This window comes from Cellulomonas sp. CW35 (assembly GCF_052378485.1).
In the GTDB taxonomy this organism is placed as follows: domain Bacteria; phylum Actinomycetota; class Actinomycetes; order Actinomycetales; family Cellulomonadaceae; genus Cellulomonas; species Cellulomonas uda.
The window spans coordinates 67,391-89,968 of sequence record NZ_CP199000.1; the positions used below are offsets into that span (position 1 = coordinate 67,391).

20 protein-coding genes are annotated in these 22,578 nt (G+C 75.6%); 9 read left to right on the forward strand and 11 right to left on the reverse strand.

The annotated features are described in order from the left end of the window. Nucleotides 1–24: 24 nt before the first annotated feature. The 3 genes from ACT17Q_RS00310 to ACT17Q_RS00320 all read right to left on the reverse strand — a co-directional run bounded on the left by ACT17Q_RS00310 (nt 25) and on the right by ACT17Q_RS00320 (nt 3,278). Complete coding sequence (locus ACT17Q_RS00310; protein ID WP_444663903.1) at nt 25–2,628, reverse strand: heavy metal translocating P-type ATPase; 2,604 nt, start codon at nt 2,626–2,628, stop codon at nt 25–27. A 76-nt stretch (nt 2,629–2,704) separates the two neighbouring features. Then, the gene (locus tag ACT17Q_RS00315; RefSeq protein ID WP_094181380.1) at nt 2,705–2,935 is read right to left on the reverse strand and encodes a heavy-metal-associated domain-containing protein; all 231 of its coding nucleotides are present in this window, start codon (nt 2,933–2,935) and stop codon (nt 2,705–2,707) included. Nucleotides 2,936–2,996: 61 nt separating this feature from the next. Beyond that, a complete protein-coding gene (locus tag ACT17Q_RS00320; protein ID WP_094181379.1) occupies nt 2,997–3,278 on the reverse strand; it encodes a metal-sensitive transcriptional regulator in 282 nt (93 codons plus the stop codon). A 194-nt stretch (nt 3,279–3,472) separates the two neighbouring features. Between ACT17Q_RS00320 and ACT17Q_RS00325 the strand changes: the two genes are divergently transcribed. The 8 genes from ACT17Q_RS00325 to ACT17Q_RS00360 all read left to right on the forward strand — a co-directional run bounded on the left by ACT17Q_RS00325 (nt 3,473) and on the right by ACT17Q_RS00360 (nt 10,826). After that, nucleotides 3,473–4,525 carry a sulfate ABC transporter substrate-binding protein gene (locus tag ACT17Q_RS00325; RefSeq protein WP_444663906.1) on the forward strand — a complete coding sequence of 351 codons (1,053 nt, stop codon included), beginning with the start codon at nt 3,473–3,475 and terminating at the stop codon, nt 4,523–4,525. Beyond that, entirely contained in the window at nt 4,525–5,373 is an 849-nt protein-coding gene (cysT, locus tag ACT17Q_RS00330; RefSeq protein WP_444663908.1) for a sulfate ABC transporter permease subunit CysT, read from the forward strand. Before ACT17Q_RS00325 ends, cysT begins: the two co-directional genes overlap by 1 nt. Then, nucleotides 5,366–6,274 carry a sulfate ABC transporter permease gene (locus ACT17Q_RS00335; protein WP_444663910.1) on the forward strand — a complete coding sequence of 303 codons (909 nt, stop codon included), beginning with the start codon at nt 5,366–5,368 and terminating at the stop codon, nt 6,272–6,274. Before cysT ends, ACT17Q_RS00335 begins: the two co-directional genes overlap by 8 nt. Beyond that, the gene (locus ACT17Q_RS00340) at nt 6,271–7,353 is read left to right on the forward strand and encodes a sulfate/molybdate ABC transporter ATP-binding protein (protein ID WP_141318841.1); all 1,083 of its coding nucleotides are present in this window, start codon (nt 6,271–6,273) and stop codon (nt 7,351–7,353) included. The genes ACT17Q_RS00335 and ACT17Q_RS00340 overlap by 4 nt, the downstream gene beginning before the upstream one ends. Before the next feature lie 4 nt (nt 7,354–7,357). After that, on the forward strand, nt 7,358–7,795 hold the full coding sequence (locus ACT17Q_RS00345) for an RrF2 family transcriptional regulator (protein WP_444663912.1): 438 nt from the start codon (nt 7,358–7,360) through the stop codon (nt 7,793–7,795). 65 nt (nt 7,796–7,860) lie between these two features. Beyond that, nucleotides 7,861–8,319, forward strand: coding sequence for an RrF2 family transcriptional regulator (locus ACT17Q_RS00350; protein WP_094181378.1), 459 nt, complete (start codon nt 7,861–7,863; stop codon nt 8,317–8,319). 149 nt (nt 8,320–8,468) lie between these two features. Continuing rightward, nucleotides 8,469–9,395 carry a sulfite exporter TauE/SafE family protein gene (locus ACT17Q_RS00355; protein WP_094181377.1) on the forward strand — a complete coding sequence of 309 codons (927 nt, stop codon included), beginning with the start codon at nt 8,469–8,471 and terminating at the stop codon, nt 9,393–9,395. 189 nt (nt 9,396–9,584) lie between these two features. Continuing rightward, nucleotides 9,585–10,826 (forward strand): hypothetical protein, encoded by a 1,242-nt coding sequence (locus ACT17Q_RS00360; protein ID WP_444663915.1) that lies wholly within the window; start codon nt 9,585–9,587, stop codon nt 10,824–10,826. A gap of 95 nt (nt 10,827–10,921) precedes the next feature. Here ACT17Q_RS00360 and hemL read toward each other — a convergent pair whose 3' ends face one another. The 6 genes from hemL to hemE all read right to left on the reverse strand — a co-directional run bounded on the left by hemL (nt 10,922) and on the right by hemE (nt 18,204). Then, nucleotides 10,922–12,244 carry a glutamate-1-semialdehyde 2,1-aminomutase gene (gene hemL, locus ACT17Q_RS00365; protein ID WP_444663917.1) on the reverse strand — a complete coding sequence of 441 codons (1,323 nt, stop codon included), beginning with the start codon at nt 12,242–12,244 and terminating at the stop codon, nt 10,922–10,924. After that, nucleotides 12,241–13,197, reverse strand: coding sequence for a porphobilinogen synthase (gene hemB, locus ACT17Q_RS00370; protein WP_243861072.1), 957 nt, complete (start codon nt 13,195–13,197; stop codon nt 12,241–12,243). Before hemB ends, hemL begins: the two co-directional genes overlap by 4 nt. 107 nt (nt 13,198–13,304) lie before the next feature. Continuing rightward, nucleotides 13,305–14,327, reverse strand: coding sequence for a uroporphyrinogen-III synthase (locus ACT17Q_RS00375; protein ID WP_444663919.1), 1,023 nt, complete (start codon nt 14,325–14,327; stop codon nt 13,305–13,307). Beyond that, entirely contained in the window at nt 14,324–15,412 is a 1,089-nt protein-coding gene (gene hemC / locus ACT17Q_RS00380; RefSeq protein WP_444663921.1) for a hydroxymethylbilane synthase, read from the reverse strand. Before hemC ends, ACT17Q_RS00375 begins: the two co-directional genes overlap by 4 nt. Before the next feature lie 261 nt (nt 15,413–15,673). After that, nucleotides 15,674–17,149 carry a protoporphyrinogen/coproporphyrinogen oxidase gene (locus ACT17Q_RS00385; protein ID WP_444663923.1) on the reverse strand — a complete coding sequence of 492 codons (1,476 nt, stop codon included), beginning with the start codon at nt 17,147–17,149 and terminating at the stop codon, nt 15,674–15,676. Beyond that, the gene (gene hemE, locus ACT17Q_RS00390; RefSeq protein WP_444663925.1) at nt 17,146–18,204 is read right to left on the reverse strand and encodes a uroporphyrinogen decarboxylase; all 1,059 of its coding nucleotides are present in this window, start codon (nt 18,202–18,204) and stop codon (nt 17,146–17,148) included. Before hemE ends, ACT17Q_RS00385 begins: the two co-directional genes overlap by 4 nt. Before the next feature lie 57 nt (nt 18,205–18,261). On the opposite strand from hemE, the gene ACT17Q_RS00395 reads away from it, so the two are divergent. Further along, nucleotides 18,262–19,518, forward strand: coding sequence for a glutamyl-tRNA reductase (locus ACT17Q_RS00395; protein WP_094181370.1), 1,257 nt, complete (start codon nt 18,262–18,264; stop codon nt 19,516–19,518). 325 nt (nt 19,519–19,843) lie between these two features. Here the strand turns inward: ACT17Q_RS00395 and ACT17Q_RS00400 are convergent, their stop codons facing one another. Together ACT17Q_RS00400 and purB are read right to left on the reverse strand one after the other, a co-directional pair. Continuing rightward, nucleotides 19,844–20,713: a hypothetical protein gene (locus ACT17Q_RS00400; protein ID WP_094181369.1), complete on the reverse strand. Its 870-nt coding sequence runs from the start codon at nt 20,711–20,713 to the stop codon at nt 19,844–19,846. A 268-nt stretch (nt 20,714–20,981) separates the two neighbouring features. Further along, nucleotides 20,982–22,430 carry an adenylosuccinate lyase gene (gene purB / locus ACT17Q_RS00405; protein WP_268530468.1) on the reverse strand — a complete coding sequence of 483 codons (1,449 nt, stop codon included), beginning with the start codon at nt 22,428–22,430 and terminating at the stop codon, nt 20,982–20,984. Nucleotides 22,431–22,578: the final 148 nt, after the last annotated feature.

Sequence of the window (22,578 nt, forward strand, 5' to 3'; positions counted from 1 at the left end):
GCGGGCCGGCGGCCCGGGCGGGCGTCAGGAGAACGTGCGCAGGCGCAGGGAGTTCGTCACGACGAGCACCGACGAGGCCGCCATCGCGGCACCGGCGATCATCGGGTTGAGCAGGCCGAGCGCCGCGAGCGGGATCGCCGCGACGTTGTAGGCGAACGCCCAGAACAGGTTCTGCTTGATGATCCGCAGCGTGCGGCGCGACAGCCGGATCGCCTGCGCCGCGGACCGCAGGTCGCCGCGCACGAGCGTGACGTCCGCGGCCTCGATCGCGACGTCCGTCCCCGTGCCCATCGCGAGGCCCAGGTCGGCGGTCGCCAGGGCGGCCGCGTCGTTGACCCCGTCGCCCACCATCGCGACCTGGCGGCCCTCGGCCTGCAGGCGGCGCACCACCTCGACCTTGTCCTCGGGCAGCACGTGCGCCACCACCTCGTCGATGCCGACCTCCCGCGCGACCGCGTGGGCGGCGCCCGCGTTGTCGCCCGTGAGCAGGACGGGCCGCAGGCCGAGCGCCCGCAGCTCGTCGACCGCGTCGCGTGAGGTGTCCTTGAGCGGATCGCGGACGACGAGCGTCGCGCGGGCGCGGCCGTCCCACGCCACCATGACGGCGGTGGCGCCGTCGGCCTCGGCCGCGTCGAAGCCCGCGGTCAGCTCGGCGGTGTCGACGCCCTGCTCGGCGAGCCACGCCGGGCGTCCGACGAGCACGCGACGCCCGAGCCCGACGCCCGCGTGGGCGGTGCGGACCACGCCCACGACGCCCCGCCCGGCGACCGCGGCGAAGTCGTACACCTCGTCCGACCCGATCTGTACACCGTCCGCGCCGACGCCCTGCGGCTGCGCGCCCAGCCCGTGCGCCCCCGCGCCCCGAGCGTCCGCGTCGCTGGGTGCCGGCGAGACCTCGCGCGCGTCCCACGCCGCCACGACCGCCTGGCCGATCGGGTGCTCGGCCTGCCGCTCGACCGCCGCGGCGAGCCGCAGCGCCTCGTCGGCCGCGCGCTCGTCGTGACCCGAGGGGAGCAGGACGTCCGTGAGCGCCATCCGACCCTGCGTCACGGTCCCGGTCTTGTCGAGCACCACGGTGTCGACCCGACGCGTGCGCTCGAGCACCTGGGGACCCTTGATGAGGATGCCGAGCTGCGCCCCGCGGCCCGTGCCGACCAGCAGCGCGGTCGGCGTCGCGAGGCCCAGCGCGCACGGGCACGCGATGATCAGCACCGCGACCGCGGCGGTGAACGCCGCCTGGGCGCCCGCACCCGTCGCCAGCCACACCACGAGCGTGCCGAGCGCGAGCACCAGCACGACGGGCACGAACACGGCCGAGATCCGGTCCGCCAGGCGCTGCACCGGCGCCTTGCCGGTCTGCGCCTGCGCGACGAGCCGGCCGATCTGCGCGAGCCGCGTGTCCGCACCCACGCGCGTCGCCCGCACGACCAGCGCGCCCGAGGAGTTCACCGTCGCGCCCGTGACCTCGTCGCCCGGCCCGACCTCGACCGGCACGGGCTCGCCGGTGAGCAGCGACGTGTCCAGCGCGGACGTCCCGGACACGACCACGCCGTCGGTCGCGACCTTCTCGCCCGGCCGCACCGCGAACTCGTCGCCCACGCGCAGCCGGTCCACCGGCACGCGCTGCTCGGTGCGGCGCCCGTCCGGGCCGGTCACGACGAGCGCGACGTCCTTCGCGCCCAGGTCGAGCAGCGCGCGCAGCGCGTCACCGGCGCGGCGGCGCGAGCGGTGCTCGGCGAACCGACCCGCGAGCAGGAACGTCGTCACGACCGCCGCGACCTCGAAGTACAGCTCGGGCACCTCGCCCATGTCCATGCCCGAGGCCGCACGCGGCCACAGCGTCGGCGTCATCGTGATGCCGAGCTCGCCCGTGCCGCCGAGCAGCAGCGCCCACAGCGACCAGGACGTGGCCGCGATGATCCCGATGCTCACGAGCGTGTCCATCGTCGACGCGCCGTGCCGGGCCGCGCGGGCCGCGGCACGGTGGAACGGCCACGCGGCCCACGTCGCCACGGGCAGCGCGAGCGCCGCCACCACCCACTGCCAGCCGCGGAACTGCGTCACGGGGACCATCGACAGCACGACGACCGGGACGGTCAGGACCGCCGCGACGACGAGCCGTCGCCGCAGGTCCGCGCCGCGCGCGTCGGTGGGTGCCGACGTGTCCTCGTCGGCGGACATGTCGTGACCCGGCGCCATCGCGTGCGCCGACAGCGCGTGCTCGGCGAGCATCGCGTCGTTCGTCGACCCGTGCCCGTCGTGCTCGCCGGACATGTGCTCGCCGGACGCGTGCTCGTCGGACACGCACTCGCCGGACGGGTGCTCGTCGGGCGCGTGCCCGTGCGCCGGGTGACCCGTCACTGTCGGCGAGTCGACCGGCGACGTCACGCGCGCGTCGTAGCCCGCGGCGCGCACCGCGGCCACGAGGTCGTCGGGTGTGACGGACGGGTCGACGCCCTCGACGTGCGCGGACTCGAGCGGCAGGTTCACGCTCGCGGTGACCCCGGGCAGGCGCTGGAGACGCTTCTCGACGCGTGCGACGCACGACGCGCACGTCATGCCCTCCACGGCGAGGTCCACCACGAGGGTCGGTGCCCCGCGGCTGCCGGGCTGCTGGTCGGTGCTCATGCTCCGCCTCCGGGTTCGTGCGGTCTGTTCGTGCGGTCGGGTCGTGCGGTCGATCAGCGCCGTCGCGGCGCGGGGCTCACAGCAGCGAGCGCCGCGGGGTCAGCGCGTAGCCGGCCTCGTCGACGGCCGCGGCCACGGCCTCGTCGGGCAGCGGAGCCTCGGACGTCACGGTGACCTGCGACGAGCCGCCGACGACGAGGTCGACCGCGACGTCGCTCACGCCGGGGATGGCCTGGAGCTCGGTGGTGACGTGCTGGACGCAGTGCGCGCAGGTCATGCCGTCGACGCCGAACGTGGTGGTGGTCATGGGTTCTCTCCTCGGTGCGGTGGAGCGTGCGGTGGGGGTGGTGCGGGGTGCAGCCGGTGTCTCAGCTGCGCACGAGGCGGGCGATCGCGTCGGCCGCCTCCTTGACCTTGGCCTGCCCCTCGTCGGGGTCGCGCCGGGCGGCGTCGACGACGCAGTGGCCGAGGTGGTCCTCGACGAGCCCGATGCTCACGGCCTGCAGCGCCTTGGTCACGGCCGCGATCTGCGTGAGCACGTCGATGCAGTAGACGTCCTCGTCGACCATGCGGGCGATGCCCCGGACCTGCCCCTCGATGCGGCGCAGACGCTTGAGGTAGTCGTCCTTGTCAGTGGTGTAGCCGTGCATGCGTGCCTCCTCGTCGACGCCAACCATCATACCCCCATGGGGTATTCCCGAGGTGATCCGAAGGTCCCGACCTGCCCGGAATGTGGACTGGTCTGGACGGGATATCGGAGACCTGGCCAGAATTCCGAGCGTTCTGATCGGGTAACTCGGAATAGGCCGGGTCCCGACTCTCATGACCAGGGAGCACACCCACCATGACGTCCCCCCACCGCAGGCACCTCGCCCGCTCGTCGTCCCGCCTGGCCGCGGCGCTCGTCGCCGCGTCGCTCCTGGCCCTGGCGGGGTGCAGCTCGTCCGGCGACGCCGGCGACGGCACGGGTGACGGCACGGGTGGTGCCGCGAGCGCCACGATCGACCTCGTCGGCTTCGCCGTCATCCAGTCCGCCTACGACGACCTCGCCGAGCAGTTCGCGCAGACCGACCAGGGCAAGGGCGTGAAGGTCAAGGGATCGTTCGGCGCGTCCGGCGCGCAGTCGCGCGCCGTGGTCGCCGGCCAGGACGCCGACCTCGTCGCGCTGTCGCTCACGCCGGACGTCGACGCCATCGTCGACGCGGGCCTGGTGGCGCAGGACTGGGACGCCGACGAGAACAAGGGCATCGTGTCCGACTCGGTCGTCGTCCTCGCGGTCCGCAAGGGCAACCCGAAGAACATCACCGGCTGGGACGACATCGTGCAGCCGGGCGTCGGCATCGTCACGGCCGACCCGGGCACGTCGGGCTCCGCCAAGTGGAACCTGCTCGGCGCGTACACGCACGGCCTGGGCGCGGACGAGGACGAGGCGGCAGCCGAGGAGTTCCTCGGCAAGTTCGTCGGCAACGTCGTCAGCTGGAACGACTCGGGCCGCACCGCGACCGACGCGTTCGTCAAGGGCACGGGTGACGTGCTGATCTCCTACGAGAACGAGGCGATCGCGGCGCGCGCCGCGGGCGTCGAGCTCGACTACGTCGTCCCCGAGACCACGTTCCTCATCGAGAACCCCGCCGCCGTCACGACGAGCGCCTCGCAGGCCGCCAAGGACTTCCTCGAGTTCGTCAGGTCCGACGAGGGTCAGGCCGTCCTCATCGAGCACGGCTTCCGCTCGCCGTCGGGCGTGGAGCCCACCGTGGACGTCGAGGGCGCGAACGACCCGGCGAACCCGTTCCCGGACGCCACGATCTGGACCGTCGAGGACCTGGGCGGCTGGAGCGTCGTGAACGACACGCTGTTCGACAAGGAGACCGGCCTCGTCGCGGAGCTGCGCGGCTGATGTCCCTCGTCGCACAGGTCGACCGGGCGACGCGCCCCGCCTCCGGGCGGGGGCGTCGCCCCGGCGAGCTCACGGGCGGCGCGGCGCTCGGGCTCGGCGTCGGCGTCCTGTGGCTCAGCCTGCTGGTGCTGCTGCCCGTCGCCGCGATCGTCTCGACCGCGTTCGACGACGGCCTCGGCGGGTTCTGGGACGCGGTCACGGACCCCGAGGCGCTCGCCGCGATCCGGTTCACGGTGGGCGCCGCCGCGTTCGTCGCGCTCGTCAACGCGGTCGTCGGCACGCTGATCGCGTGGGTGCTCGTGCGCGACCGGTTCCCCGGCAAGCGCGTCCTCGAGGTCGTCATCGACATCCCGTTCGCGCTGCCGACGATCGTCGCCGGCCTCGTCCTGATCACGCTGTACGGCCCGAGCGGGCCGTTCGGGATCAACCTCGTCGGCACGCGGGCGGGCGTCGTGCTCGCGCTGCTGTTCGTCACGCTGCCGTTCGTCGTGCGGTCCGTGCAGCCCGTCCTCATCGACGCCGACCGCGAGGTCGAGCAGGCCGCCGCGTCGCTCGGGGCGAGCGGGTTCACGATCTTCCGGCGCGTGATCCTGCCGACCGTCACGCCCGCCGTGGTCTCGGGCGCCGCCCTGAGCTTCGCGCGTGCGCTCGGCGAGTTCGGGTCGGTCATCCTCATCTCCGCCAACCTGATCGGCAAGACCCAGGTGTCGTCGTCCTACATCCTGAAGATGATCGAGTCGCAGGAGACGGTCTCGGCGGCCGCGGTCGCCACGCTCCTGCTCGTCGTCGCCGTCGTCGTGCTCGTGGTGCTCGACGTCGTCCAGCGCCGGACGGCCCGCCGTGGCTGACGTCCTGACGCCGGACCCGTCCGCCCCGGCAGCGGCCTCGCGTCCCGCCGCCCGGCCCCCGGTCGACCCGCGCGTGCGCCGCGCCCGGCGCCGCACCACGCGCACCGCCTGGCTGCTGCGGCTCGTCGCGGTCGCCTACGTGCTCGCGCTCGTCGCGCTGCCCGTCGCGTCCGTCGTGCAGCACACGTTCGCCGACGGCGTCGCGCCCGTGCTGGACGTGCTGACGTCCGAGGACTTCCTCGCCGCGCTGCGGCTCACCGCCGTCGTCGCGGGCGTCGCCGTCGCGCTCAACACCGTGTTCGGCGTCGGGATGGGCTACCTGCTCGTGCGCTACCGGTTCTGGGGCCGGCGGTTCCTGTCGGCTGTCATCGACCTGCCGGTGTCGATCTCGCCGATCGTCGTCGGCGTCGCGCTGATCCTCGTCTACGGCACGTACGGCTGGTTCGGCGGAGCGCTCGAGGACGCCGGGATCCGCGTGATCTTCTCGGTGCCGGGGATGGTGCTCGCGACCGTGCTCGTCTCGCTGCCCCTCGTGCTCCGCGAGGTCGTGCCGACCCTCGAGGAGGCCGGCATCGAGCAGGAGCAGGCCGCGCAGTCCCTCGGCGCGAACGCGTGGCAGCGGTTCTGGCGCATCACGCTCCCGACGATCCGGTGGGCGCTCGCGTACGGCGTCGCGCTGAGCCTCGCGCGCTCGCTCGGCGAGTTCGGCGCGGTGCGCGTCGTGTCCGGGTCCGTCGCGGGCGAGTCCCAGACGCTCACGCTCTACGTCAACGACTCGTACCAGGAGTTCGGGGCCGACGCGCAGCGGCAGGCGTTCGCCGCCGCGTTCGTGCTCATGACGGTCGCCGTCGTGCTGATCGTCGTCATCGCCGCGCTGCGGCCCGAGGAGGACAAGGCATGAGCCGCACGACCACCCCCGCGCACCGCCCCGACGCGCTCGCGGGCGGCCCGTCCGGCATCGTCGTGCGCGGCGTGCACCGCCGGTTCGGCGACTTCGTCGCGCTCGAGGACGTCGACCTCGAGGTGCGGCCCGGTGGGCTGACCGCACTGCTCGGCCCGTCGGGCGGCGGCAAGTCCACGCTCCTGCGGATCATCGCCGGCCTCGACCACCCGGACTCCGGGAGCGTGGAGATCGGCGGGCGCGACGCGACGTTCCTGCCGCCGCAGCGCCGGTCCGTCGGCTTCGTGTTCCAGCACTACGCGGCGTTCACGCACCTGACGACGGCGCGCAACGTCGCGTTCGGGCTCGAGATCCGCAAGCGCCCCAAGGCCGAGGTGCGCGACCGCGTCGCCGAGCTGCTCGAGCTCGTGCACCTCGAGCACCTCGCCGACCGGCTGCCGTCCCAGCTCTCGGGCGGCCAGCGCCAGCGCATGGCACTGGCCCGCGCGCTCGCCGTGCAGCCCGAGGTGCTGCTGCTCGACGAGCCGTTCGGCGCGCTCGACGCGCAGGTCCGCAAGGAGCTGCGCGACTGGCTGCGGCGCCTGCACGACGAGGTGCACGTGACCACCCTGTTCGTCACGCACGACCAGGAGGAGGCGCTCGAGGTCGCCGACGAGATCGTCGTCATCAACGACGGTCGCATCGAGCAGGTCGGCACACCCGGCGAGCTCTACGACCACCCGGCGAACCCGTTCGTCATGTCGTTCCTCGGCCCGGTGACCCGGCTCGGCGGCGCGCTCGTGCGACCGCACGACATCGAGGTCCTCACCGACGACCGCGCCGGGGCCGTGCGGGTCGAGGTCACCAGGCTGCTGCGTGTCGGGTACGAGGTGCGCGCCGAGACGCGGGCCGACGACGGCTCGACGCCGTGGGTGCAGCTGACGCGCGCGCAGGTCACCGAGCTCGGGCTCGTCGAGGGCCGCACCGTGTGGCTGCGCCCGCTCGTCGACACCCCGTTCCCCGCCGCCGGGCTGCCCGCGGACGCCTCCGGCCCCGTCGCCGGCCCCGCCGCCGGGTGTCCCGACCGGGTGCCGGCCTGACGCGATGCCCGTGCACATCTCCGCGAAGGTCGACTACGCCGTCCGCGCGCTCCTGCTGCTCGCCGAGCGCGCGCCGGACCTGGTGACGGCCGAGGCGCTGTCGACCGAGCAGGACCTGCCGCGTGAGTACGCCGAGCAGATCCTCACCGAGCTGCGCAAGCTCGGGTACGTGGTCTCCAAGCGCGGTGCGCGGGGTGGGTTCCACCTCGCGCGGCCGGCCGACGAGGTGCTCGTCGGACCCGTCGTCGCGGCGTTGGAGGGGCCGTTCGTCACCGTGCGCGCGGCCCCGCCCGACCGCCTCGAGTACCGCGGCGTCGCGCAGCACCTGCCCACCCTGTGGGGCGCGATCGACGACACGCTGCACGGCGTGCTCGACCACGTGACGCTCGCGGACCTGCTCGCGGGCCCGGTGCTCGACGTCCGCGAGGGCGCCGCGGGCTGACCGCGCAGGTGGGGCCGGGCGCGGCGGCGTGCGGGCCCGGGACCCGCGGACGGCACAATGGGCGCATGCGGGTCTCGGCGAAGGCGGACTATGCGGTGCGCGCGTGCGCGGAGCTGGCGGCGAGCCCGCAGGGGCACCCGGTCGCGGTCGAGACCCTCGCGGCGGGTCAGGGGCTGCCGACGAGCTTCCTCGAGCGGATCCTGGGCGACCTGCGCCGCGGCGGCGTGGTGGTGAGCGTCCGCGGGCGCTCGGGCGGGTACCGGCTCGCGCGGCCCGCGGACCAGATCACGCTCGCGGACGTCATGCGCGCCGCCGAGGGGCCGCTCGTCACGGTGCGCGACGAGCGTCCGCCGTCGCTGACGTACGAGGGGTCGGCGGCGGCGCTGCTGGACGTGTGGGTCGCGCTGCGGGTCGCGGTGCGGGACGTGCTCGACGAGGTGACGATCGCGGCGCTCGTCGCGGGCGACCTCCCGGCGCCGGTGCGGGAGATGCTCGGCCGCGCCGACGCGTGGGAGAACCCCTGACCTGAGACGCGTGCGCGGGCGTGCCGCGGGCGTGCGACGGCGCGCGTCTTGCATGATGGACGGGTCTTGAATATCGAGTTCCCGGGTCGGGATTATCGAGATGTCGGTTCCACCCGCCTCGTCGCCTCACGCCCCGAAGGACCCCGCTCATGCCGCAGCTCCTGCTCCTGGCCGTCGTCGGCCTCGCGGCGCAGCTCGTCGACGGCGCGCTCGGCATGGCGTACGGCGTGACCTCCAGCACCCTCCTGCTCGCGATCGGCACCAACCCCGCCGCGGCGTCCGCCACCGTGCACCTCGCCGAGATCGGCACCACGCTCGCGTCGGGCGTCTCGCACTGGAAGTTCGGCAACGTCGACTGGAAGGTCGTGCGGCGCGTCGGCATCCCCGGTGCGATCGGCGCGTTCCTCGGCGCGACCGTCCTGTCCCGCGTCGCGACCGACCAGGCCGCACCCGTGATGTCGGGCATCCTGCTCGCGCTCGGCACCTACATCCTGGTGCGCTTCACGTTCAAGGGGCTGCGCAAGGACCGGCTCGGCCAGCCCGTGCGCAAGCGGTTCCTCGCACCGCTCGGCCTGTTCGCGGGCTTCGTCGACGCCACCGGCGGCGGCGGCTGGGGACCGGTCGGCACGCCCGCACTGCTCGCGTCCGGGCGCATGGAGCCGCGCAAGGTCATCGGCTCGATCGACACGTCCGAGTTCCTCGTGGCGCTCGCCGCCTCGCTCGGCTTCCTGTTCTCGCTCGGCTCGCAGGGCATCGACGTGCGCTGGGTGCTCGCGCTGCTCGTCGGCGGTCTGATCGCCGCGCCCATCGCCGCCTGGCTCGTGCGAATCATCCCGCCGCGCCTGCTCGGGTCGGCCGTCGGCGGCATGATCGTCCTGACCAACACCCGCACGATCCTGCGCTCCGACCTCGTCGGCCTCGGCGGTACCCCCGCGCAGGCGTGGGTGCTCGGTGCGATCGCCGTGGTCTGGGCCGCCGCGGTCGCGTGGTCCGTGCGCGCCTACCGCGCCGAGCGCGCGGCCGAGCGCGCCGCCGCGACCGACCCGACCCCGGCCCCCGAGCTCGTCGAGGCCTGACCCTCCCGTCCTCGTCCCCGCCCCCGCGCTGGCCGCGGCCCGCGGCCCGCGCGCCTCTGCCCGGTACGGGTGGAGATCCGCTCACCTGGCGAGCGTTTCTCCACCCGTCGAGCAACGACCGGGCGCTCACCGGGGGAACTACCCGGGCCGTGACTCAACTGTGACCTTCGGGGTGCCGAGAACACCCGTGTGGAAGCGGTGGAGGTCGCCTTCCGGTACGCGGGGCGTTCCGGCCTCCGCGTCGACCGCACCGGCGCGCACCTCGGGCTCGCGACCGGCGAGCGCCGCACCTTCGTCGACGGCTCCGCGCAGCGCGCCGACGTCGTCGCCGCCGCCCTCCTGCTCGTCGCCCGTGTCGCCGCCTCCCGCTTCGACGAGCCCGCCGCACCGCCGGGCCCGGGCGTGCACACCGGCGCCGGGCGGAACCCGCGCGACGACCGCACCGCCCACGGCGACCTCGCCGACCTCGTCGAGCACGCCGACCCGTTCCTGACCACCGGCGACGGGCTCGTGCGGTTCGAGAGCCTCGCCGCGTGCGGGGGCGTCGCCGCGCGCCTCGACCTGCTGCCCGCCGGGCTCGACGTCACGCCGCGTGCGCCGGGCACGACGACGGTCGACCTCGGTCCCCGCGTCCGCGAGCTGCTCGCCGGCCTGCTCCCGCGCGACCCGCTGCGCGTGAGCGCGAGCGCCGCCGGGCTCGAGGAGCGCTCGTTCGTCGGACGCGTGCAGGAACGCCGGGTGGTCCTGGCCGACCGGTGGGTCCGCTCGCTCACCGCGCTGCCCGTGCTCGCGTCGACCATGCAGCCCCGCGCGCGGCTGTCCGCACGCCACGCCCGCGCGTTCGTGCGCGGCGTGCCCGCCTGCGGGACGGCCTGGCTGCTGCCCGCCCGCGACGGTCTGCGCACCCTGACCGCACCGGCCGGCGACGCGTTCCGCCTCGACGGCGCGTGGCGCCTGCGCGTGCTGGATCCGCTCGTGCGGCATGCGACCGGCCTGCGCGTGCACGAGCACCGGCCCACCGGCACGACCTGGTGGGAGCTCGAGCTGCCGCACGCCCGACTGGGCCTCGCGCTCAGCGCGCACCCCGGCCGCGCGTTCGCGGACGAGACGCTCACGCAGGCACCGTCCGTCGCCGACGAGGAGCGGGCCGCCGACGAGCGCGCCACCGGCCAGCAAGCCGCGGACCAGCAAGCCGCCGACCAGCGCGCCGCCGCGGCCGGTCGGCTCGCCTACGACCTGGCCGACGGCCGATGGTTCGAGCGCACGATCCCCTTCGCCCGCGACCTGCTCACCCCTGACGACCAGGCACCCCCGGAGGACCAGACACCCCCGGAGGACCAGACACCCCCGGAGGGCAAGGGCACGCCCGATGCTCCACCTCGTCTCGACGAGCACGGCGCCCTCGCCCCTCGCGGCCGCCTCCTGGGCTGACCGAGCGGACCGCCGGCCGGGCGGACCGCCGGCCGGGTGAAGCGCCCGCCGGGTGGTCGCCCGCCGGGCCGAGCGCCCAGCGGCGGACGGGGTGGTCAGGCGGGCGGCGTCGCCTCGGCGGCGGCCTGCGCGGCGGCCGGCAGCGCGTCCTCGATGCGCGCGAGCGCCTCGTCGTCGTGCGCGGCCGAGACGAACCACGCCTCGAACGCGGACGGCGGCGCGCTGACGCCCGCGTCGAGCAGCGCGTGGAAGAACGGGGCGTACCGCCAGTGCTCGGAGCCCTGCACGTCGGCGTAGTCGCGCACGCCGTGCTCGGCGACGTCGTCGCCGAAAGCGACGGAGAACAGCGAGCCCGCCCACTGCAGCGCGTGCGGCACGCCGGCGTTCGCGAGGGCCTTGGTCACGGACTCGCGCAGGCGCGCGGCGGTCTCGTCGAGGTGACGGTAGACGTCGGCGTCGGCGAGCCGCAGCGTCGCGAGCCCCGCGGCGGTGGCGACCGGGTTCCCGGACAGCGTGCCGGCCTGGTAGACGGGCCCGAGCGGCGCGAGCTGACGCATGACGTCGCGCCGGCCGCCGACGGCGGCGACGGGCAGCCCGCCGCCGACGACCTTGCCGAACGTGAACAGGTCGGGCGACCACCCCTCGCGCAGGCCCTCGAGCCCCCACCAGCCGGAGTAGCCGACGCGGAAGCCGGTGAGCACCTCGTCCTGGATCAGCAGGGCGCCGTGCTCGTGCGTGAGCGCGCGCAGCTCGGCGTTGAAGCCGGGCGCGGGCGGCACGACGCCCATGTTGGCGGGCGCGGCCTCGGTGATGACGGCCGCGATGCGAGGCCCGTGCTGGGCGAACGCGTCACGCACCGCGTCGACGTCGTTGTAGGGCAGCACGATCGTCTCGGCCGCGACGGCCGACGAGACGCCCGCGGACCCGGGCAGCGCGAGCGTCGCGACGCCGGAGCCGGCCTGCGCGAGCAGCGCGTCGACGTGCCCGTGGTAGCAGCCGGCGAACTTCACGACGAGGTCGCGCCCGGTGTAGCCGCGCGCGAGCCGCAGCGCGGTCATGGTCGCCTCGGTGCCGGTCGAGACGAGGCGGACGAGCTCGGCGGCGGGCACGCGGTAGCGGATGGCGTCGACGAGCTCGACCTCGGTCGTCGTCGGCGCCCCGAAGCTCAGGCCGCGCGCGGCGGCCTCCTGCACGGCGGCGACGACCTCGGGGTGCGCGTGGCCGAGCAGCGCCGGCCCCCACGACCCGACGAGGTCCACGTACTGGCGGCCCTCGACGTCGGTGACGTACGCGCCGCGGGCCGACGCGACGAACGGCGGCGTGCCGCCGACCGACCCGTACGCACGCACGGGCGAACTGACCCCTCCCGGGATCACGGCCTGCGCATGCGCGAACACCTCGGCGTTCGTCGGGCTCATCGGTACTCCTCCGCCAGCCATCCGGCCAGCTCCGTCGCGTGGTACGTGAGGACAGAATCGGCACCCGCGCGGCGGATGCTGAGCACGGACTCGGCTATCGCCCGTTCGCGCTCGATCCACCCGGCCGCCGCGGCAGCCTCGATCATGGCGTACTCGCCGGACACGGCATAGGCCGCGACCGGTACGGGGCTGCTCGCCGCGACGTCGGCCAGCACGTCGAGGTAGGACATCGCCGGCTTCACCATGACGACGTCGGCGCCCTCGGCCACGTCGATGGCCACCTCGCGGGCGGCCTCGCGGCGGTTCGCGGGGTCCATCTGGTAGGTCCGGCGGTCGCCGACGAGCTGCGACTCGACCGCGTCACGGAAGGGCCCGTAGAACGCGCTCGCGTACTTCGCCGCGTAGGCGAGCACGGCGACCTCGTCGTACCCGGCGGCGTCGAGCGCGTCGCGCACGACCGCGACCTGGCCGTCCATCATCCCGGACAGCCCGACGAGGTGCGCCCCCGCGGCGGCCTGCGCGAGCGCCATGTCCGCGTACCGCACGAGCGTCGCGTCGTTGTCGACGCGCCCGTCCGGGGTCAGCACGCCGCAGTGGCCGTGGTCGGTGAACTCGTCGAGGCACAGGTCCGCCTGCACGACGAGCGCGTCGCCCACCTCCGCCGCCGCGACCGCGATCGCGCGGTTGAGGATGCCGTCCGGGTCGGTCGCCCGGCTGCCGACCGCGTCGCGCACCTCGGGCACCGCGAACAGCATGACGCCACCCAGACGGGCGTCGGCCGCCCGGGCGAGCGCGTCCTTGAGCGAGTCGAGCGTGTGCTGCTGGACGCCCGGCATCGACGTGATCGGCCGGGGCTCGTCCAGACCCTCGCGGACGAACACCGGCAGCACCAGGTGGCGCGGCAGCACGTCGACCTCGCGCACGAGCCGGCGGACGGCGGGCGTCGCGCGCAGCCGGCGGGGCCGGACGCGGCCGGGCCCGGCGACGGCGGCCGGGGCAGGGGGCTGCCCGGTGGATCGGTCGGTCGGCTGCCGGGTGGGCTGCTCGGTGGGGTCGGGGGTCACGGGGTCTCCTGGTGTCCGGTTCGTCCATCCTCCCGGACGGGCGGGGCGGCGACGAGGCCGTCCGACGGGTGAGCGGCGGCCACGAGCGCGGCGACGAGGCCGGCCATGGTCTGCTCGTCGGCGGTCGCGGCGAGCGGCAGGCCGAGGCGGCGGACCTCGGCGGCGGTGGTCGGTCCGATCGCGACGAGCAGCGTGCCGGGCGGCGGCGGGCCGAGGTGCTCGACGAGCGCGCGCACCGTGCTCGCGGAGGTGAGCAACGCGGCGTGCAGCGCGCCCGTCCGCCACGCGTCGCGCACGTCGTCGGGCGGGGGCGGTGCCGGGACGGTGCGGTACGCGACGACCTCGTCGACCTGCCACCCGCGCGCCCGCAGGCCGTCGGCGACGGTCGACGCGGCGAGGTCGCCGCGGGCGAACAGGACGCGTGCGGGCCGGGCGCCGTCGGCGGGGTGGTCGGTGGGATGGTCGGCGGGGTGGTCGGCGGTGGGCGGGTGGCCGGCGGTCGGGGCGTGGTGCCGGGGCCCGTGCTGCAGGTACCCGTCGTGCGGGTCCGTCCACGCGTGCTGCCCGGGGGCCGGGGGCCACTGGGCGGCGAGGTTCGCGCCGGTCGACGGTCCGCGCGGCGTGAGGTCCGTGCCGACGCCCGCGTCGCGCAGCGCCCGGGCGGTGCCCGGCCCGACCGCGGCGACCTGCACCGCGCCGTCCGCGACGAGCGTCGCCAGCGGCCGTCCGGTGGCGGTGGCGCGGGTGTCGAGCACGGGCACGGCGGCACCGCTCGTCACGACGAGCCAGCGGTACCAGCCCGCGCCGAGGGCGAGCAGCGCGTCGTCGACGCGTCCGGTGTCGGCGGGCGGGTCGATCGCGATCAGGGGGACGAGCACCGGCTCGGCCCCCGCGGCGGCGAGCGCCACCGCGGCACCGGACTGCCCGGCGGTCGGGCGCGGCACGAGCACGCGCCACCCGGCGAGCGGTGCGGCGAGCGGTGCGGCAGGCGTCGCGCGCCCGTCGTCGGGCGCGGTCACGAGCGCGGGCCGACGGGGGCGAGGTCCGCGGCACCCCTCTCGAGCAGCAGGTCGGCGAGCTCCCCACCGGCGGCGGCGGCGTCCTGCTCACGGTGGCCGCCCTGGGCCGCCCCGGCCGGCTCGTCGTGCGGGCCACCGTGCGTGCCGTCGTGCGTGCCACCGCGCGGGCCGTCGTGCGGCTCGTCGTCGGGCCCGGTGCCGTCACGGACGACGACGGCCGTGCTCGTCAGACCGTGCCGCAGGAGCCGGGTGCCGTCGGTGCGGGCCACCACGGCCTCGAGCTCGAGGCGCGGCCCGTCGACGAGCGCGAGGGCACCGACCGGCGCGGCGCACCCCGCCTCGAGGCGCGCGAGCAGCGCGCGCTCGGCGGCGACCGCGAGGCGCGTGGGCCGGTGGTCGAGCGCGGCGAGCGCGGTCGCGAGCGCGGCGAGCACGGGCGTGGGCGGGTCGTCGAGGTCGGCGGTGCGCACCTCGACGGCGAGCGCGCCCTGCCCGGGCGCAGGGAGCATGACGTGCGGGTCGAGCGCCTCGGTGACGGCCTCGAGCCGGCCGAGCCGGGCGAGGCCGGCCCGCGCGAGCACCACCGCGTCGAGGTCGCCGGGCCCCGACGACGAGCCCGCGACCCGGCCCAGGCGCGTGTCGACGTTGCCGCGGATGTCGACGACCTCGAGGTCGGGCCGCGCGGCGAGCAGCTGGGCCACGCGGCGCGGCGACCCGGTGCCGACGCGTGCGCCCGGGGGCAGCTCGTGCAGCCGCAGGCCGTCGCGCGCGCAGAGCACGTCCCGCGGGTCCTCGCGCAGGGGGACCGCGGCGATGGTCAGGTCCGGTGCGGGCGCGGTGGGCAGGTCCTTGAGGGAGTGCACCGCGACGTCGCAGCGGCCGTCGAGCAGCGCGTCCCGCAGCGCGGTGACGAACACGCCCGTGCCGCCGAGGGTCGCGAGGCTGCCGGTGAGCCGGTCGCCCTCGGTGCGCACGTGCACGGTCTCGACCTCGAAGCCGCCGAGGCGGGTGAGCGCGTCGGCCACGTGGCCCGTCTGCGTGCGCGCGAGCGTCGACGCTCGAGTACCGATCCGGACCACCGACATGCCAGCAGTGTCCCCCGTCGTGCGCGCGGATGTCGAAATCCGAGCGCTCGTCCGGGCGTGATGACGGAGTGTCAGAAAATGGCGCGTCGTGCTTTTTCGCGCGCTCACCAGGAATTGTCAGGCACCCTCACCGGCAGCCACGGAGAAATGTGTGACGTGGACCCGACAAAGTGTCAGAACAATGCCACAGGCGACGACCGCGACACCGCCCCGCACGGCCCGCCCCGCACGGCACGGCCCGGCACCGGGCGTCCGGGGACGTCAGTCCGGCAGCGGCGCCAGTGCTCGGCGGCCCGCCGCGACCGCGTCCGGGATCACCGACGCGAGCCCGTTGCCCGCGAGCCACGCCCCGCACGCCACCACCCGAGCGCCGTCGGTCCGCGGCGCGTCCAGCGCAGCCCGCACGGCAGCGACCGCCTCGCGGTGGCGCGCGCTCGGCCGCGGGAGCGCCTGCGTCCAGCGCACCACCGCCGACGCCACCACCTGCTCGTCGCGCACCGGTACCCCCAGCAGCACCGACGCGTCCACGAGCGCCTGCGCGACGAGCGCGTCGGTGTCGCCGAGCCCGGCGCGTCCGGCAGCGCGGCCCGCGCCCTCGGCCGGGTCCGACTCGTCGGCCCGGCCGTACGACAGGCGCACGACGTGCCGTCCGGCAGGCGCGCGCCCGGCCAGCCACGGCCACTTCGCCGTCGCGTGCGTCAGCGCCTTCGCGCGCACGTCGTCCGCCTCGCGCGCGACCAGCACGCCCGTGCCGCGCGGCGCGGCGTCGAGCGCCGGGGCGTCGAGCACGAGCGTCACGAGCCGCACGTCCGCGCCCTCGTCCAGCGCGACGTCGCCGAGGTCCAGCACGTGCGTGAGCAGCTCGACCTGCGGGCCCGCGACGACGAGCCGTCCGGTCCGCACGCTGCTGCCGTCGCCGAGCGTCACCACCACCGTGCCGGGCTCGTCGTCGGCCGGGCGTGCGCCCGTCGCCCGCGTCCGCGTGCGGATCGTGCCGCCACTCTGCGTGACCTGCGCGGCGAGCGTGTCGACGAGCACGTGCACACCGCCGTCGAGCCCCTGCACCGCCGAGCCCGCGGGCGCCGCGGCACGCAGCGAGCGCACCGCGCGCGCGAGCGACCGTGACGTCCGCAGCGCTCCGGGCAGCCCGGGCGCGACCGCGTCCACCGCGAGCTCGTCGGGCTCCGCCGCGTGCACGCCGCCCACGACGGGCCGTACCAGCCGGTCCACCACACGTGCCCCCATGCGCGCCCGCACGAGCGCGCCGAGCGTCGTCGCCCCCGCACCCACGCGCGCCGGCAGGACCAGGTCGAGCGCCGCGCGCGCCGCGCCGAGCACCCCGAGCGTGCGCCGCACGTCCGGCGCCCACGGCTGCGACGGGATGCCGAGCAGGCCCGTCTGCGGCAGCGGGCCGTCGCCCGACGGCAGGTGCACCCACGAGCCGAGCCCGCTCGGCGCGACCACGCGGTCCGCGATCCCCAGCTCGGCCAGGTACGCGGTGACCGTGCCGCCGCGGGTCGCGAACGACTCCGCGCCCGCGTCGAGCTCGAGACCGGCGACGACGTGCCCGCGCACCGCGCCGCCGACCGCGTCGCGGCCCTCGACGACGAGCGGCGTCAGCCCGCCGCGCACCAGCTCACGCGCCGCTACCAGACCCGCGACCCCACCGCCGACGACCACGGCGTCCCAGCGCTCGTCGGCGCGCTCGGTCCCCGGACCCTCGGCGGCGGCGGTCACAGCGAGTGGACCAGCTCGACGACGCGCGTGAGCACCGCCGGGTCCGTGGTCGGCGGCACGCCGTGCCCGAGGTTCACCACGTGCGCGGGGGCCGACCGGCCGCGCTCGACGACGTCACGGACGTGCGCCTCGAGCACCGGCCACGGCGCCGCGAGCAGCGCGGGGTCGATGTTGCCCTGCAGCGGCGTGGTGCCGCCCAGCCGGCGGGACGCCTCGTCGAGCGGGATCCGGTAGTCCACGCCGACGACGTCCGCGCCCACGTCGCGCATCGCCGCGAGCAGCTCGCCCGTCCCGGTGCCGAAGTGCACGGTCCGCACGCCCAGGTCCCGCACCGCGTCCAGCGCGCGCTCCGACGAGGGTGCGACGTGCCCCGTGTAGTCGGCGAGCGACAGCGCGCCCGCCCACGAGTCGAACAGCTGCGCGGCGGACGCCCCCGCGAGCACCTGGGCCCGCAGGAACGCGCCCGTGACGTCCGCGGCCCACGTCATGAGCGCGCGCCACGTCGACGGGTCGGAGTGCATGAGCCCGCGGGCCGCCAGGTGGTCGCGCGACGGTCCACCCTCGACCAGGTACGCGGCGAGCGTGAACGGCGCCCCCGCGAAGCCGATGAGCGGCGTGCTCCCGAGCTCGGCGACCGTGCGCGCCACGCCCTCGGTGACGGGCGCGAGCGCCTCGTCGGACAGCGTCAGCTCCGCGAGCCGTGCCACGTCGTCCGCGGTGCGCACGGGCGCACCCATGACGGGCCCGACCCCCGGCTTGATCTCCACGTCGACGCCCGCGAGCCGCAGCGGCACCACGATGTCCGAGAAGAAGATCGCCGCGTCCACGCCGTGCCGCCGCACGGGCTGCAGCGTGATCTCGGACGCGAGGGCCGGGTCGAGGCACGCGTCGAGCATCGCGGTGCCGACCCGCAGCGCGCGGTACTCGGGCAGCGAGCGACCGGCCTGGCGCATGAACCACACCGGAAGGCGCTCGGGGCGCTCTTTCGAATACGCGCGGACGAGGGAGGAATGTGACGTACGCCCGTCGACGAGCGGATGACCAGCAGAAAGCACGGGTCGATTGTGCCTGACATTTCCGGGCACCGTCGGACGGGTGGTTGAATCGGGCGCGTGGTGCTGCTCTCCCTCGTCGCGTCGCACCGCGATCTCGACCTCGGGGTGCTCGAGCGTCTCTCCTCGGACGTGCACGCCGTGGGCCGTGAGCTCGTCGGCGCGTCGCCCTCGATCGCCGGTGCCGTCGTGCTCGCGACGTGCAACCGCTTCGAGCTGTACCTCGACGTCGCCGACGCCGAGCACGCACCCGAGGCCCGTGCCGCGGTCGCCGCGACCGTGGCCGCCCGCTCGGGCTACGACCCGACGCGCGTCGCCGAGCACCTCGCCGTGCACACGGGCACCGACTCGGCCGCGCACCTGTTCGCGGTCGCGAGCGGGCTCGAGTCGATGGTCGTCGGGGAGCGCGAGATCGCCGGGCAGGTGCGCCGTGCGCTCACGACGGCCCGCAAGGACGGCACGACGACGAGCGCGCTCGAGAGCCTGTTCCAGGCGGCGTCCCGCGTCTCGCGCAAGGTCGAGGGCCGCACCGGGCTCGGCGCGGCCGGCCGGTCCGTCGTCGGCGTCGCGCTGGACATCGCCGAGCGCGACCTGGTCGCGTGGCCGCAGGTGCGGTGCGTGCTCATCGGCACCGGCTCGTACGCGGGCGCGTCGCTCGCCGCGCTCAAGGCCCGCGGCTGCCGCGACGTGCGCGTCTACTCCCCGAGCGGCCGCGCGACGACGTTCGCGTCCGCACGCGGTGTCACGGCCGTGCCCGCGGGTGCCGACCTGGCCGCGGAGCTCGCCTGCGTCGACCTGGTGGTCGCATGCTCCGGTGCGGCCGGCGCCGTCCTCACGGTCGACGCGCTCGCCGAGGCCCGCTCCGCGACGTCGCACCCGCTCACGGTCGTGGACCTCGCGCTGCGCCACGACGTCGACCCGGGCGTGCGGGAGCTGCCCGGCGTCCGCCTCGTGTCGCTGACCACCGTCGCCGAGCACGCGCCCGCCGAGCACGGTGCCGTGCTCGAGGCACGCGAGCTCGTCGGGAAGGCCGCGGCCGCGTACGAGGCCGAGCGCCGCGTGCGCGAGTGGAACCCCGCCGTGCTCGCGGAGCGGTCGCGCGTCCTCGGCGGGCTGGAGGCGGCCCTGTCCGCGCTGGCCGACGACGAGCGCGACGAGCGCACGGCCCGGGCCCTGCGCCGACGTACCCGCGCCGCGCTGCACGGCCCGACGGTCCGTGCCCGCGAGGCCGCGCGCGCCGGGGACACGGCCGCCTACGCGGCCGCCCTCGCCGAGCTCGCGGCGATCAGCCCCCCGCAGGTCCCCGTCCCCGCCTGACCCCCGTCCCCATTCCGCCGACCCCGCGTCTGCTCCGGCTTCGGCGGCTCGTACCCGGAGCAACCGCGGTCTCGGCGGGTGGTGGGACGTCGACCCTGCGGTTGCGCTGGGTGTGGTGGCGCAGAGCCGGAGGAAGGGCGGTGTCAGCGGGAGGAGCAGACGTGCGAACGGCCGTCCCGCGGGGGACGGCCGTTCTGTGGCGGTGGCTCGGGCGGGGAAGGGTGCCGCGAGCCGGCCAGCCCGGTGGGACTGCTCTGGCGGGACCGGGCTGGCTCGACCGCTCGGGCTCGACCGGTCTCCTGGAACTGCTCGGTGCCGGGCCGGGTCAGTAGGACTGCGTGGTGACCGGGCGGCGCAGCGCGCGGGACGGCCCGGGCGACCAGGTGTGGGGCACGACCTGGTTGGTCTGGATGTCGGTCAGCTCGGCGGCGTAGACCACGGCCTCGTAGACGCCGGCCTCGACGCGGTCGAGCCGCAGGTGCTCGGCGTGGTCGAGGTCGTCGCCGAGGTGCGAGATGCGCGCGACGACGTACCGCTGCGCGTCCTGCCACTGGTCGACGACGCGCACGGCGAGCCCGTTCCAGCGCGCGGTGAGGTCGAGCTCGAACAGCTCGGAGACGTCCTCGCGCGGGACGCGGCGGAACCAGCGGCCGGACGGCGCCTGGTGGAAGCCGGTCTCGGCGAGCGGCGGGTTGGCGAGCGCGAGGACCACGGTCTGCCCGCCGTCGACCACGTCGGCCTCGAGGTAGGCGCTGTGCCACTTGGCGACGGGCCCGACGCAGCGGGACAGCGACGCGAGCGCCGGCCGGTGGCCCAGGTGCGTGGCGGACCAGCCGGTCCCGACGTCGCCGTAGCGGGCGAGCAACGTCGCGGAGCCGTCGGCGAACACGCGGACGAGCTCGGCGCCGGGGGTGACGCGCGAGTGGCGCAGCCACCACAGCGGCACGATGTACCCGGGGACGTCGCGGTACTGCAGCTGGGGGCCGGACTCGAAGCGGAGCAGGTCGATGTAGTGCGCGTCCGGGCGGAACGGCGAGCCGGGGTAGCCGAGGCCGTGGACCTCGAAGAGCTGCGCGGGCGTCGTCGCGAACGCGACGTCCTCGGCACGCACGACGTACCCGGCCATGCGGTCGTAGCCGTCCTCGAGGTGAGCCCGAGAGAGCGCGGGTGTGATCGCCTTCTGCATGAGGGTCATGGCGGCCTCGCCTACCGACTGGGGGGATGACGGTGCCCGTCAGGGCCCGGTCGGACCGGGCCTCAGAACGGGTGATCAGAACGGGTAATTCGGACGGATCGGGCCCGATTCTGCAAGGAATCCGATCGCATGTCCAGGTCGTCCCACCCGGAAGTGGTAGCCGACCATGCGCGCAACCGTTTCGTTCCCCGAAAGTGTGACGATCACCACAATCCACCACACATCGGACCGCCGTGCCGCGGCCGCATGTGCCGGCCGGGCGACGGGGTCAGTCGTCGAGGTGCGCGACGAGCGCCGCGGCGAGCCCCGTGTACGTGCCCGGCGTGAGCCGCGCGAGCCGCTCGGCCACGTCCGCGGGCAGCCCCAGGCCGCCGATGAACTCGCGCATGTCGTCGGCCGTGAGCCGGCGCCCGCGCGTGAGCTCCTTGAGCCGCTCGTACGGGTTCTCCATGCCGGTGACGCCCGCGACCGACGCCGCGCGCATCGCGGACTGCACGGGCTCGCCGAGCACCTCCCAGTTCTGGTCGAGCTCACGCTCGAGCAGCGCCGCGTCCACCGACAGGGCGCGCAGGCCCCGGCGGACGTTGTCGATCGCCAGGAGGCTGTGCCCGAACGCGGGGCCGATGTTGCGCTGCGTGGTCGAGTCCGTCAGGTCCCGCTGCAGGCGCGACGTGACCAGGGTCGAGGCGAGCGTGTCGAGCAGGGCCGACGAGATCTCGAGGTTGGCCTCGGCGTTCTCGAACCGGATCGGGTTGACCTTGTGCGGCATGGTCGACGAGCCGGTCGCACCCGCCACGGGGATCTGGATGAACACCCCGCGCGAGATGTACGTCCACACGTCGGTCGCCAGGTTGTGCAGCACGCGGTTGAAGCGCGCGACGTCGGCGTACAGCTCGGCCTGCCAGTCGTGCGACTCGATCTGCGTGGTCAGCGGGTTCCACGTCAGGCCCAGGTGCTCGACGAACGTGCGCGAGACCTCCTGCCAGTCGGCGCCCGGCACGGCGACCACGTGCGCCCCGTACGTGCCGGTCGCGCCGTTGATCTTGCCGAGGAACTCGTCGGCGCCGATGCGGCGCAGCTGGCGGCGCAGGCGGTGCGCGAGCACCGCGAGCTCCTTGCCGAGCGTGGTGGGCGTCGCGGGCTGACCGTGGGTGAGGGCCAGCAGGGGCTGCTCCGCGTGCTCGCGCGCGAGCGCCGCGACCTCGTCGGTCAGCGCGGTCGCGGCCGGGAGCCAGACCTCCTGCACCGCGCCGCGGACCATGAGCGCGTACGACAGGTTGTTGACGTCCTCGCTGGTGCACGCGAAGTGCACGAGCTCGCCGACCGTCGGCAGCACCGTCTCGCCGAGCACGCCGGGCGCGGCCTCGAGCCGCCGCTTGAGGAAGTACTCGACCGCCTTCACGTCGTGCACCGTGACGCGCTCGATCTCGGCGAGCTCGGCGACCTCGTCGGGGCCGAACGTCGTCACCACGCCGCGCAGGTACGCCTGCTCCGCGTCGCTCAGCACGGGCGCGCCGGGCACCACGCGGTGCGTCGTCAGGTGGATGAGCCACTCGACCTCGACGTGCACGCGAGCCCGGTTGAGCGCGGCCTCCGACAGGTGGTCGACCAGCGGCGCGACCGTGGGGCGGTAGCGGCCGTCGAGCGGGCCGAGCGCGATCGCGGGGGTGACGTCGGCGAGGCTCACGCGCGCGGGAGCCGGGGTGGCGGAGGTCATGGCGCCCATCATCCCAGCCGGTGCGCACGCTCGTCGTCGCGTCCGCGGTGCGGTCCGCAGGTCCGGTCACAGGTGGTCTCACGGGCCGGGTCGTGGGCCTGCGGCACGCGGGCGACCCACACCGGGGTGAACCGCCCAGCGCGCGGGC